The sequence below is a fragment of the Frankia umida genome (assembly GCF_023242945.1).
Classification (GTDB): Bacteria; Actinomycetota; Actinomycetes; order Frankiales; family Frankiaceae; genus Frankia; species Frankia umida.
Map to the genome: position 1 here is coordinate 91,106 of NZ_JALKFT010000019.1, position 10,267 is coordinate 101,372.

Below are 10,267 nucleotides of genomic sequence, written 5' to 3' on the forward strand. Positions count from 1 at the left end.
CACCGGCTCGTCGCCCAGTGGAGCGTGGCCACATGCGGATCGGATTCATCGGCCTCGGCGGCATGGGTGGCGCGATGGCCCGTAACCTGCTCGAGGCCGGTCACACGGTGCTGGTCTGGAACCGCTCCCCCGAGCCGGTCGAGCGGCTCGTGGCGGCCGGCGCCACCGCGGCCACCATCGACGAGGCGTTCGCGACCGGCGTCGTGCTGAGCATGCTCGCCGACGACCGGGCGGTCACCGACCGTCTGCTGGACCCGGCCGTGCTGGACGCGGCCCCGCACGGCGCGCTGCATGTCAACATGGCCACCGTCAGCACGGCGCTGGCCGACCGGGCGCTGCGCGCGCACACCGACCGGGGTCTGCGTTACGTCGCCGCCCCGGTGTTCGGGCGTACCGAGGCGGCCGCCGCGGGCAACCTCGTGGTTGTGGCCGCGGGTGCGACCGCCGACATCGACAGTGTGCGTCCGCTGTTCGACGTGCTCGGCCGGCGCACCTGGATCGTCGGCGACCAGCCGTCCGCGGCGAACCTGACGAAGATCTTCGGGAACTATCTCATCGCCTGCTCGATCGAGGCGATGGCGGAGGCGACCACCGTCATCGAGGCCGGCGGCCTCGACCCGGTCCAGTTCCTCGAGCTGCTCACCGATGGCCTGTTCACCGGTCCGATCTTCGCCGGATACGGGGCGATGATCGGCAGCCGCAGCTACGAGCCGGTGAACTTCCGCCTGCCGCTGGGCTTCAAGGACGTCCAGCTGGCGCTGACCTCCGGGCTGGAACACAACGTGCCGTTGCCCTTCGGTGGGGTTCTCCGGGACGCCTTCGTCGAGGCGCTCGCGCACGGCCAGGCCGAGCAGGACTGGGCCGCCGTCACCGAGACGGCGCGCCGCCGCGCGGGGCTGGCCTGACCCGCTCTCGTCGGGCCGGGTCCCGACCGGCCGGGTCCCGTCGGTCCGCGCCTGGCCTGGCCACGCTGGCGAGGCCGGCCAGATCCGTGGTGCCGGCCAGATCCGTGGTGCCGGCGAGCCCCGCGGTGTCGATCAGGCCCGCGGCGCGGGCGGGCCCGGCGGTGACGGCCAGACCCCCGGCCAGACCCGCGGTATCCGCCAGACCTGTGGGGTCGGCGGTCATGCCGTCCGCGTCGACCAGACCGTCGGACTTCGCGTAGTCCCAGCTCCGGGACCACTCGTCCGCATGCGGTTCGACCGCGAGACACGGGCTTACGAGCCAGGCTGTGATGTCAACCCCCACGACGCTTGGACCCGATCAGGGTCGGTTCGGTGAGCCGGCCACCTGCCCCTTCCTACTCCCTGGCCGCACGGCCGCGGTATCGATCGACGCCAATCCGACAGGCTCGGACCGTCACCGACGAGCCCTGGATCGGCCGGCGCCGCCAGCCCGACCTGCGACGCTCTCGGCCTGACGGCGCCGGTCGGACCTCCCTGGGGATGCCCGACCGGCGCCGCCCGGACCGAGAAGCGACTGGGTATCGCGAGCCGGGGACGGATGGGAACGACCCGGACACCACAGCCGCGACCTCAACCTACCTGCTCGATAGCTTGTAGTCACTGATCGATCACAGGCAGTTTCAGCGTACACCCTCTTTGCGATCCTTCAACCCGTATGCCAACACCGGCGGCCAGCCGGCCTCCCCGCCGTGCCTGTCCGTGTTTCCCGACAGATGTCGGACACACGAATGTCGACCGAGCCACACATCGTCCAGACACCGCACGGACAGCGACGCCAGTGGGTAGCACCAGGGGATGACTGGAGCGCGCCGCACCGGACAGATCGCCACGATCTCTGACATCAGCGATGTGTCCGGCATTCGACAAAGGTTTCGTGATGACAGCCACAGGGTGAGCGCCGGGTTTCCGGCTTAGTCTGATCGCTCATGAGTGGCGCGCCGGTCGGAGTGTTCGACAGCGGGGTCGGGGGTCTCACCGTGGCCCGCGCGATTCTGGACCAGCTACCGCACGAACCGCTGGTGTATCTGGGTGACACCGCACGGGCCCCGTATGGACCACGTCCGATCGCCGAGGTCCGTGGGTTCGCGCTGGAATGCCTCGACCGTCTCGTGGCCGAGGGGGTGAAGATGCTCGTGCTGGCCTGTAACACCGCCAGCGCCGCCTGCCTGCGCGACGCCCGCGAACGCTACGACGTCCCGGTCATCGAAGTGATCATGCCGGCCACCCGGCGGGCGGCGGCGGCCACGCGCAGCGGTCGCGTCGGCGTCATCGGCACCGTCGCGACGATCACCAGCCGGGCCTATGACGACGCGTTCACCGCGGCCGCCGGCATCGAACTGACCAGCGCCGCCTGCCCCGCGTTCGTGGACTTCGTCGAGCGGGGCACCACCGCGGGACGCCAGCTGCTCGGCCTCGCCGAGGCGTACCTTTCGCCCCTGCAGGAAGCCGACGTTGACACCGTGATCCTGGGCTGTACCCATTATCCGCTGCTGACCGGTGTGATTGGCCTTGTGATGGGGGATGGCGTGACACTGGTAAGCAGCGCCGAGGAGACGGCGAAGGACACCTACCGCGTGCTGGCCCGTGAGGGCCTGTTCCGCGACCCCGATCTGCCCCCGCCCACACACCGCTTCCTGACCACCGGTGATCCGACGTCCTTCACCCGGGTGGGCCGCCGCTTCCTCGGCCCGGAGCTGCTCGCCGTCCGCGGCGTGCCGCAGCCCGGCGAGCCGGGTACTCCCGGTCAGTCCGGCCATCTCGGCCCGAAAAACCTCATCAGCCCGCAGAGTCATTCCAGCCCGCAGAGTCATTCCAGCCCGCAGAGTCATTCCAGCCCGCAGAGTCCGGTGGTGCCACGGTGAAACTGACCATTCTTGGATGTTCCGGCACGTACCCGGGCCCGGCCTCGGCCTGTTCGTCGTACCTGATCGAGGCGGACGGGTTCCGACTGGTCGTCGACGCGGGTAACGGTTCGATGGGCGAGCTGCAGCGGCACTGCGACCTGCGCGACATCGACGCCGTCCTGCTCAGCCACCTGCACGGTGACCACTGTCTGGACCTGGTCGCGAACTCCTACGCCCGGCGCTACCACCCGGAGGGCATGCCGCCGAAGCTGCCCGTCTACGGGCCGATCAACACCCAGGAACGACTGTGCGGCGCGTTCGAGAAGCGGCCCGAGGACAGTCTCGCCGACATCTACGACTTCCGGACCATCGGCGCCGGCTGTCTGCACATCGGGCCGTACCGCATCGATCTGACCCGGGTCGCCCATCCGATCGAGGCCTATGGGGTGCGCATCACCGACGGCGACAAGGTGCTCACCTACTCGGGTGACACCGGCGCGTGTGACCGGCTCGTGCGGCTGGCCCGCGACAGCGACCTGTTCCTGTGTGAGGCGTCCTTCCTGGACGACGAGGACAACCCGCCCGACCTGCATCTGACCGGCCGGGAGGCCGGCGAGCACGCCCAGCGCGCCGACGTCGGGCATCTGGTGCTCACCCACCTGGTGCCCTGGGGAAACGCGGCCCGGTCGCAGCAGGAGGCGGCCGCGGCGTTCGACGGCCAGCTCACCGTCGCCAGTTCCGGCGCCACCTTCGAGGTCTGATCGCCACCTTCGGCCTGGCCGGTAGGGTCACGACGTGACTCGAGTTGATGGCAGAAAGCCGGACGAGCTGCGTCCGGTGACCATTGCGCGCGGCTGGCAGGAGCATGCCGAGGGATCGGCGCTCATCACCGCGGGCCGTACCCGGGTGCTGTGCGCCGCGTCGGTGACCACCGGCGTCCCCCGCTGGCGCAAGGGCAGCGGGCTGGGCTGGGTCACCGCGGAGTACGCGATGCTCCCCCGCTCCACCAACACCCGCAACGACCGGGAGTCGGTGCGCGGGCGCGTCGGCGGGCGCACCCACGAGATCTCCCGTCTGATCGGCCGCAGCCTGCGGGCCTGCATCGACCTGTCGGCCCTCGGCGAGAACACCATCGCCATTGACTGTGACGTTCTGCTCGCCGACGGTGGTACCCGCACCGCCGCGATCACCGGTGCCTACGTCGCCCTCGTCGACGCGGCCCGCTGGCTGGGCCGGCCGCAGGCCATCACCACCAGTGTGGCGGCGGTCAGCGTCGGTGTGGTCGGCGGCGAGGCGATGCTCGACCTGGCCTACACCGAGGACTCCACCGCCGGCACCGACATGAACGTGGTGTGCACCGGCGCGGAGGGCTTCGTCGAGGTGCAGGGCACCGCGGAGGGCGCGCCGTTCGACCGGGCGATGCTCGACAGCCTGCTCGACCTCGCCGTGCGCGGCTGCGCGCAGCTGTCCGCTCTCCAGAGCGAGGCGCTGGCAGGTCCGGCCCCGGCCGGGCCGGCGCCCCTGGGCCGCGGCGGTGCCGGTTCGTCCGGTAACCGGGCCGCGGCGGGTGCGCGGTGAGCGGGCCGACCCGGCTGGTGCTCGCCAGTCGCAACGCGGCGAAGCTGGTGGAGCTGCGCCGCATCCTCGCCGCCAGCGGCCTGGACGTGGAGCTGGTGGGTCTGCCCGACGGCGAGGAGGTGGCTGAGACCGGCACCACCTTCGCCGAGAACGCGCTGATCAAGGCGCACGCGGCCGCCGAGCTGACCGGCCTGCCCGCGGTCGCCGACGACTCGGGCCTGGCCGTCGACGAGCTCGGCGGCATGCCCGGGGTGCGCTCCGCGCGCTGGGCCGGGCTACGCGGCGGCACCCGTGAGCAACGGGACGAGGCGAACAACGCCCTGGTGCTGGCGCAGCTCGACGACGTGCCCGCGCCGCGCCGCGGGGCCGCGTTCGTCTGCGCCGCCGCGCTGGTCACGCCCGCCGGCGTCGAACTGGTCACCCACGGCGAGCTGCGCGGTGAGCTGCTCGCCGCGCCCCGGGGTGCGGCCGGTTTCGGCTACGACCCGCTGTTCCTCGCCGAGGGCCAGACCCGTACGAACGCCGAGCTGACCGCCCCGGAGAAGGACGCGATCAGCCATCGCGGTCGGGCCTTTCGTGAGCTGGCCCGCCAGCTCGGCCCGATCCTGACAGCGGCCGGCTGACACCGCCTCTGGCGGCCCGCCCCGGGGGGCGGGCCAGCTAGGGTTCAGCGCCGCCCCGCCGGGGCCAACGGCTGAACCCTGGGCCAGCATGGCTGCCCCTAGGCCCAGAGCTGGCCTTCCAGGGCGGCCTCGGCCTCCTCGAGGGTGCCCGCGTAGGCACCGGTGGACAGGTACTTCCAGCCACCGTCACAGACGATGAGCGCGATCTCGGCGGACTGCCCGTCCCGGACGGCCCGGTCCGCCAGGGCCATCGCCGCGTGCAGGATGGCGCCGGTGGAGATGCCGGCGAAGATGCCCTCCTCCTGCACCAGCTCCCGGGTGCGGCGCAGGGCCTCCCGCGGGCCGACCGAGTACCGCGTGGTGAGCACCGACGGGTCGTACAGCTCGGGCACGAAGCCCTCGTCGATGTTGCGCAGGCCGTAGACGAGCTCACCGTAACGCGGCTCGGCGGCGACGATCGCGATGCCGGGCACGTGCTCCTTGAGGTACCGGCCGGTGCCCATCAGGGTGCCGGTGGTACCCAGGCCGGCGACGAAGTGGGTGATCTCCGGCAGATCCTCGAGGATCTCCGGCCCGGTCGTCTCGTAGTGGGCCTGGGCGTTGGCCGGGTTGCCGTACTGGTAGAGCATGACCCAGTCGGGGTTCTCCGCGGCCAGCCGCTTGGCGACGGCGACCGCCTCGTTGGAGCCACCGGCCGCCGGTGAGTACCTGATCTCGGCGCCCCACATCGCCAGCAGCTGACGTCGCTCCACCGAGGTGTTCTCCGGCATCACGCAGATCAGCCGGTAGCCGCGCTGGCGACAGACCATCGCCAGCGAGATCCCGGTGTTCCCGGAGGTCGGCTCCAGCACGGTCGCGCCCGGGGAGAGCAGCCCACGCTTCTCCCCGTCCGCGATCATCCACAACGCGGCTCGATCCTTGATCGAGCCGGTTGGGTTGTCCTGTTCCAGCTTCGCCCACAGCCGGACCTGCGGCGACGGCGACAGTCGCGGAAGCCCGACCAGCGGGGTCCGGCCGACCGAGTCGGCCAGGGAGTCGTATCGCATGAGTCGGACCTGCCGCTTCGATCTGGCCGGCTCAGCCGGCGGCGAGCGGACGCACGAACCCGCCCGCCCCGCCCGCGACCGCAGGCAGGATGGTCACCTCGTCGCCGTCCTTGAGCTTCGCGTCCAGCCCGCCGAGGAAACGCACGTCCTCGTCGTTGATGTAGATGTTGACGAACCGGTGCAGCTCGGCGCCGTCATCACCGGTGACCAGCCGGCCACGCAGACCGTCGTGGCGGGTGTCGAGGTCACGGAAGAGATCGGCGACCGTGTCGCCCGCGCCCTCGACCAGCTTCGCACCTCCCGTGTAGGTACGCAGGATCGTCGGCACACGGACCTGGACTGCCATGATGTTCCCTTCGCGGCTGTGTCTGACTGCTCGAACTGTGCTGACTGGCTGGCTACTGACCGCTGGCTGCTCGGGCTCGCATCGCTGGTGGACACCCGGGCGGCACCGCGGACCCGGCGCCTGGGCCCGCCGACGCCCCGTGACCCTGGACCCCCTGACCCCCTGACCCGGGCGGCGACGGCTGGGACGTGCGGGCCCCGGACGACGGTGTCCGGCGGGCGACGTCGGGGAGGATAACGCCCGGACAGGTCAGACGATTTCCACCGGCTCCTCGGTGACCTGACCGTCGAGGATCCGGAACGAGCGGAACTCGATGCTGTCGGGCTCCCGGGTCGACGCCAGCACGTAGTGGGCACCGGGCTCGCCCGCCAGCGAGATGTCCGTCCGCGACGGGTAGGCCTCGGTCGCGGTGTGCGAGTGGTAGATCACGACAGGCTCCTCGTCGCGATCGTCCATCTCCCGCCAGACCCGCAGCTGCTCCATGGAGTCGAACGCGTAGAACGTCGGTGAGCGCTCGGCGTTCTCCATCGGGATGAACCGCTCCGGCCGGTCCGAGCCCGCGGGCCCGGCGACCACGCCACACGCCTCGTCCGGGTGGTCACGCCGGGCATGAGCGACAATCGCCTCATAACAGGCACGGTCGATTCGCAGCACTGGCCCACCGTACGACGCGGACGGGGCGATGGGCTCGCGGCTGCGACGATTGACCCGGGTGGTCGGACTCGGGTCGCTCAGCCCAGCGCCCGGGTGAGGTCGTCGAGCAGTTCGGTGAGAAACCCGTACACGGCCGCCAGCGGCCGGCGCGGGTCGTCGGCGGCCAGGTGTTCGAGCTCGCCCGTCGAGTCGTCGTCGGTGAGCCCCAGCCGGGTACCCAGCACCAGACGCAGGTCGTTGAGCGTGGTCAGCCAGTCCTGCGCCGCGGTCTCGTCGAGCACCAGCACCCGGCCGGGAGCCGGCACCGCGGCCAGTACCCGGCGGGCCGCCTCACGCTTGCGGGCGAGCAGGTCGTCGGTACGACGGCGCCGGAAGTCCCCCGAGGCCATCGGGTCGTCCGGGTACGGGTCGGGCAGCAGGCGGGACAGCGCCGGGTCATCCGGTGGCGGTGGGGCGGTGTCGCGCAGCCCGACCAGCGCCTCCAGCGGATCCTCCACCGGCGGTGGTTCGAGCATGCCGTCGATCTGACCGACGAGCTCGGTGAGCAGCGCCGCCTCCAACTCGGGCAGGCTCAGCTCGATGCCGGCCCTGGTGCGCCGGAAGCCATCTGCGGGCACGTCCTCACGTCCTGTTCGTCCAGCGCGCGTCCGACGCCAGCCTAGTCCAGCCACCGCCGCGACCCGGCGGGCGACCCGTACGGCGGCCTGGCCGGATCGGGCCATCCGGCCAGCCGGTGCCAGGCACCTGTGGGGACCGGGGCGAGCGCCCGGCGCCTGGGAACCCCGGATGGGGGTAGCCCGGACGATCCGGTCGCGCACACCCCGCTTGACCGAGGACGAGATCATCAGGACGGATGCTGAACGCCCACACGGGGGCGAAAATCTGGCCACCCTGACAGGAATACAAGAAATTTGGCACGAAGCGGGTCGGATTCGCGAGGACCGGAGACATCGCTCCAGAACAAGGCCGTAGACGTATTACCTTCACGTCCGGCGATAGCAGCCGGTGCCACCACCAGGGACTGCTTCCCCACCTCCGGTTTCGGCGTGGCCGATCGAATGTGTGCGGAGGGGATCGGGATATCCCGGGCCCGGCGCGCGGACCCGGGATATCGGGCGGACGGCGCGGTCAGTCCTGCGCGATAGTTGCCCACAGCCCGTAGGCGTGCAGGCGCGCAGCGTCGGTTTCCATCTCCTCCCTGGTACCGGTGGCGACCGAGGCCCGGCCCTTGTGGTGGACATCGAGCATGAGCTCATGGGCCTTCGCCCGGCTGTAGCCGAACAGCTTCTGAAACACGTACGTCACGTACGACATCAGGTTGATCGGATCGTTCCAGACGATCGTGACCCACGGCCGATCTTCGTCGACGGACTCGTCGACCTCCTCGACGTCGAGGGGCGACACGGCGGTGACAGACACGAGGCCTATTGTGACGCCTTCGGCGCCCACGGACCGAGCGGCCCGTCCGACCAATCCGCCGGTCAGACCGAGCGGCCGGTCAGACCGAGCGGCGCAGCAGCGGTGGATGCAGCGCGGTCGCCGGGCCCCGGCTGTAGAGCTCGGCCGGCCGGCCTCCCCCGGGCGGCGAGGTGCGTCGTCCCAGCGGCACGACGAAGCCGGGGGTGGACAGCACCTTGCGCCGGAAGTTCGGCGGGTCCAGGGCGACGCCCCAGGCCGCCTCGTAGACCCGACGCAGATCGGCGAGGGTGAACTCGTCCTCGCAGAAGGCCGCGGCCAGCGGGGTGTACTCCAGCTTCGCCCGGGCCCGCTCGACACCGTCGGCCACGATCCGCAGATGGTCGGGCGCGAGCACCCGCTCCGGGGGGCTGGTCAGGGCGTCCACCGGGCACCAGCAGGCCCGGCCCGCCGGCTCGGGCTCGGTCGCGAGCAGGTCGGGCAGGTCAGGGAGCAGGGCGAGGTAGGCGACGCTGACACCGGAGATCCACGGCCCGTGGTGCGGACCACCGTAGGTGCGCAGCTGTTCGAGATGACCGGTCGCGGTCACCCCGGCCCGGGCCGCCAGCTGCCGGGCGGCGGCGGTGTCGAGATCCTCGTCGCCGTCGACGAACCCGCCGGGCAGCGTCCAGACGTCGGTGCCCACCCGCCGGGTCAGCAGCACACACAGCTGACCCGAACGCAGGGTCAGCAGGACCAGGTCCACGCTGACGGCGACGGCGGGCGGTGACACACCTCCAGTGTGGCCGGTCCCCGCCGGTCAGGGCCCGGCGGTGTGGACGACGGGCAGGCAGGGTTGACCGAACCCGACGTCGCGGGCCCCTCGCGGCAGGGCGGCGAAGGCCTGGGCGTGGTGCGCGCGGGCTCGCGCGGTGCCGGCCGGCCCGACCAGCCCCTCCTCGGCGAGTTTGCCGCCCACCACGAGCTGGCGCAGCAGCTCCCGGTCGCGGCTGTTCTCGGTCACCCCGGACGACCTGGCGGCGCCCGCCCAACGGGCCGAGGTCGCGGCGTCGGGCGAGATGGCGGCGTCGGGCGAGATCGTGGGCTCGGGTCCGGGCGCGGCGGCGGTCAGCACGATGTCGGCCACCGCCCGACCGGCCGGATCGTGACGGCGCAGGACCCGTTTGCGCCCGCCCCGGGTGCCCTTGCCCACCGAGCGTTTCGCCACGGGAACGCCGTCCACCTCGACCAGTTTGTAGACGAAGCCCGCCGTGGGCGCGCCGGAGCCGGTGACCAGACTCGTCCCGATCCCGTAGCCGTCGAGCGGACTCGAGGCGAGCCGGGCGAGGGCGTGTTCGTCGAGGTCACCGGTGGCGACGATGCGGGTGTTCGGGGCGCCGAGGCGATCGAGCTGGGCGCGGGTGGCGCGGGCGAGTGCGGCAAGGTCACCGCTGTCGATGCGCACCGCGCCCAGCCGTGGGCCGGCCGCCGCGACCGCCGCGGCCACTCCGTCGGCGACGTCGTAGGTGTCCACCAGCAGGGTCGTGTCGGCGCCCAGCGCACGGACCTGGGCGGCGAACGCCTCGGCTTCGCTTGGATGCGCCAGGGTGAACGCGTGCGCGCTGGTGCCGACGCCGGGCACGCCGTAGGTGCGACCGGCCTCCAGGTTCGAGGTGGCGGTGAACCCGGCGACGTAGGCGGCTCGTGCGGCCGCGACGGCCGCCGCCTCGTGGGTGCGCCGCGAACCCATCTCCAGGCAGGGCCGCGGGCGGCGGCGCCGCCCCGCCCGCCGGCGCGCGCCGGCGCGGGGCGGCGT

The 10,267-nt window shown here is 71.9% G+C and carries 13 protein-coding genes; 5 read left to right on the forward strand and 8 right to left on the reverse strand.

Features of this window, described 5'->3' with window-relative positions:
* The first annotated feature begins 17 nt into the window (after positions 1-17).
* Positions 18-905, forward strand: a complete 888-nt coding sequence (locus tag MXD59_RS18040) for an NAD(P)-dependent oxidoreductase (RefSeq protein ID WP_372512127.1) — start codon at positions 18-20, stop codon at positions 903-905.
* On the opposite strand, the gene MXD59_RS18045 is transcribed toward MXD59_RS18040, so the two are convergent.
* A complete protein-coding gene (locus MXD59_RS18045) occupies positions 868-1,248 on the reverse strand; it encodes a hypothetical protein (RefSeq protein WP_248825866.1) in 381 nt (126 codons plus the stop codon). The two genes, MXD59_RS18040 and MXD59_RS18045, sit on opposite strands and share 38 nt — an antisense overlap.
* 643 nt (positions 1,249-1,891) lie before the next feature.
* Here MXD59_RS18045 and murI point away from each other — a divergent pair.
* From murI to rdgB, 4 genes are read left to right on the forward strand one after another with little or no spacing between them, the layout of a single operon-like run.
* A complete protein-coding gene (gene murI, locus MXD59_RS18050) occupies positions 1,892-2,827 on the forward strand; it encodes a glutamate racemase (RefSeq protein ID WP_248825867.1) in 936 nt (311 codons plus the stop codon).
* Entirely contained in the window at positions 2,824-3,570 is a 747-nt protein-coding gene (locus tag MXD59_RS18055) for an MBL fold metallo-hydrolase (RefSeq protein WP_248825868.1), read from the forward strand. Before murI ends, MXD59_RS18055 begins: the two co-directional genes overlap by 4 nt.
* A 34-nt stretch (positions 3,571-3,604) precedes the next feature.
* Positions 3,605-4,387 carry a ribonuclease PH gene (gene rph, locus MXD59_RS18060; protein WP_248811322.1) on the forward strand — a complete coding sequence of 261 codons (783 nt, stop codon included), beginning with the start codon at positions 3,605-3,607 and terminating at the stop codon, positions 4,385-4,387.
* Positions 4,384-5,010: an RdgB/HAM1 family non-canonical purine NTP pyrophosphatase gene (gene rdgB, locus MXD59_RS18065; protein WP_248825869.1), complete on the forward strand. Its 627-nt coding sequence runs from the start codon at positions 4,384-4,386 to the stop codon at positions 5,008-5,010. Before rph ends, rdgB begins: the two co-directional genes overlap by 4 nt.
* Positions 5,011-5,108: 98 nt before the next feature.
* On the opposite strand, the gene MXD59_RS18070 is transcribed toward rdgB, so the two are convergent.
* The 7 genes from MXD59_RS18070 to MXD59_RS18100 form a co-directional block, all read right to left on the reverse strand.
* Positions 5,109-6,056 (reverse strand): PLP-dependent cysteine synthase family protein, encoded by a 948-nt coding sequence (locus tag MXD59_RS18070; RefSeq protein WP_248825870.1) that lies wholly within the window; start codon positions 6,054-6,056, stop codon positions 5,109-5,111.
* 31 nt (positions 6,057-6,087) lie between these two features.
* Entirely contained in the window at positions 6,088-6,402 is a 315-nt protein-coding gene (locus MXD59_RS18075) for a MoaD family protein (RefSeq protein ID WP_163547292.1), read from the reverse strand.
* A gap of 249 nt (positions 6,403-6,651) precedes the next feature.
* A complete protein-coding gene (locus MXD59_RS18080) occupies positions 6,652-7,056 on the reverse strand; it encodes a M67 family metallopeptidase (RefSeq protein ID WP_163547291.1) in 405 nt (134 codons plus the stop codon).
* A gap of 77 nt (positions 7,057-7,133) precedes the next feature.
* A complete protein-coding gene (locus MXD59_RS18085) occupies positions 7,134-7,673 on the reverse strand; it encodes a DUF2017 domain-containing protein (RefSeq protein WP_248811320.1) in 540 nt (179 codons plus the stop codon).
* A 511-nt stretch (positions 7,674-8,184) separates the two neighbouring features.
* Positions 8,185-8,475 (reverse strand): ATP-dependent Clp protease adapter ClpS, encoded by a 291-nt coding sequence (gene clpS, locus MXD59_RS18090; RefSeq protein ID WP_163547318.1) that lies wholly within the window; start codon positions 8,473-8,475, stop codon positions 8,185-8,187.
* A 79-nt stretch (positions 8,476-8,554) separates the two neighbouring features.
* Positions 8,555-9,244 (reverse strand): NUDIX hydrolase, encoded by a 690-nt coding sequence (locus tag MXD59_RS18095; RefSeq protein ID WP_248825871.1) that lies wholly within the window; start codon positions 9,242-9,244, stop codon positions 8,555-8,557.
* 27 nt (positions 9,245-9,271) lie between these two features.
* A partial coding sequence (locus tag MXD59_RS18100; RefSeq protein ID WP_504858358.1) for a beta/alpha barrel domain-containing protein occupies positions 9,272-10,267 on the reverse strand: 996 nt, incomplete at its 5' end.

Bases quoted from the DNA above. Each gene is read 5' to 3' on its own strand.
- murI (WP_248825867.1), top strand. From the start codon at position 1,892: ATGAGTGGCGCGCCGGTCGGAGTGTTCGACAGCGGGGTCGGGGGTCTC.
- MXD59_RS18070 (WP_248825870.1), bottom strand. From the start codon at position 6,056: ATGCGATACGACTCCCTGGCCGACTCGGTCGGCCGGACCCCGCTGGTC.
- MXD59_RS18075 (WP_163547292.1), bottom strand. From the start codon at position 6,402: ATGGCAGTCCAGGTCCGTGTGCCGACGATCCTGCGTACCTACACGGGA.